This is a genomic window from Proteiniphilum sp. UBA5463 (assembly GCF_002427225.1).
Taxonomy (GTDB): Bacteria; Bacteroidota; Bacteroidia; order Bacteroidales; family Dysgonomonadaceae; genus Proteiniphilum; species Proteiniphilum propionicum.
In genome coordinates, this window is sequence record NZ_DIQL01000059.1 from 1216 (window position 1) to 2607 (window position 1392).

The 1392-nt window shown below is 44.0% G+C and carries 2 protein-coding genes; both read right to left on the reverse strand.

The genetic code is table 11. The annotated features are described in order from the left end of the window. Positions 1 to 606 (reverse strand): Plug domain-containing protein (locus B3B27_RS11020; RefSeq protein WP_286847431.1); only part of this gene is annotated, 606 nt, incomplete at its 3' end. Positions 607 to 694: 88 nt separating this feature from the next. After that, the gene (locus B3B27_RS11025; RefSeq protein ID WP_238868106.1) at positions 695 to 1060 is read right to left on the reverse strand and encodes a DMT family protein; all 366 of its coding nucleotides are present in this window, start codon (positions 1058 to 1060) and stop codon (positions 695 to 697) included. Positions 1061 to 1392 lie beyond the last annotated feature (332 nt).

Consider the following 1392-nt stretch of genomic DNA (forward strand, 5'->3'; position numbering starts at 1 on the left):
AGAGATCCCGAAATTATCCGCAAGCTTGCTATAGTTCGAGACTTTTGCCGAGAACTGGCCGTAGTTGCCACCACCCACCATCAGGTTGGTACCCTGAAAGGTGAGAGGCGAGAAGGTGTAAAGATTCACAATTCCTCCAATGGCATTCCTGCCGTAGAGTGTTCCCTGGGCACCGCGAAGCACCTCCACACGCTGTATATCCTGAAATTCAAAATCGAAAGCCGAAGGATTAAAGCTGGGGACATTATCCACGTACATGCTCACCGTCTGCGCTCCCAACCTTGCGCCGATACCCCGGATATAGATTGGAGTGGAGACTTTTGAGCCATATACCGGAATAAAAAAGTTGGGTATATAGGCGCTTAAGCCAGGTAATGATTCAATCTGTGTATCCCGCAGTTGTTTTGGAGAGACCACGGATACTGCGGTAGGCATATTTTTCAGCTCGTTGGTTTCTTTCACCGATGAGGTCACCACCACTTCATCAAGATAATAAACCTTGACGGTATCTTTTGGATTGGCCTCTTTTCCCGGCATGTTTTCCCGCGAGAAAGAGATAAATATGTTACAAAACAGGGCAATACATACTATCAGCAATTGTTTCATCGTATACATTTTATTGGATTCTTAACTGCATGCAAAGAAAATCGATTTAATGTTACGAGTCAATCACTACATTTAGTGATATTTTATGCTACTGCTTAAAAATGAAATAGACAGCCAGCACCAGAAACAGAAACCCAATCAGGTGATTCATCCTGATCTGGGTCTGAAATGCAAGGGAAGAGAAGATCACAAACACCAGAAGCGTGATCACCTCCTGAATGACTTTCAGCTGCAACAGCGAAAAGCTGCCTCCGTTACCTTCGAATCCGAGACGGTTGGCGGGCACCTGGAAACAGTATTCAAAAAAGGCGATAAGCCAGCTGATTACGATGACGCCGATGAGCGGCAATTTGCCAAACCAGCTATTTTCAGCCAGCTTCAGATGACCATACCATGCCAGTGTCATAAAAACATTGGAAACAACCAAAAGTCCGATAGTAAGCAAATAATTCATAGATATCCGTAAAAAATTGTGCAAAAGTACAACATTTCCGCAAACAAAGCCCTTCGGAGTCTGCAGGTTTCTCACCTATACATTGCGAACATACTTACACTGGGATCATGCACAACATCACAGTCCAGTCGTTTCCGCTACTTTATCCCGGGAAATGACATTCACGAGTGAGGATGCAGAAGACTGTACGTGAACACCTTCTTAATTCTGTTGTTATAGAGAGAAATAAGTTGTCAAAAATTATGAGAAAAGTATTATTGATTGTAGATGTGCAGAACGACTTCTGCCCCGGTGGTGCACTTGGTGTAAAAGACGGTGACAAGGTTGTTCCG

Bases quoted from the DNA above. Each gene is read 5' to 3' on its own strand.
- B3B27_RS11025 (WP_238868106.1), bottom strand. From the start codon at position 1,060: ATGAATTATTTGCTTACTATCGGACTTTTGGTTGTTTCCAATGTTTTT.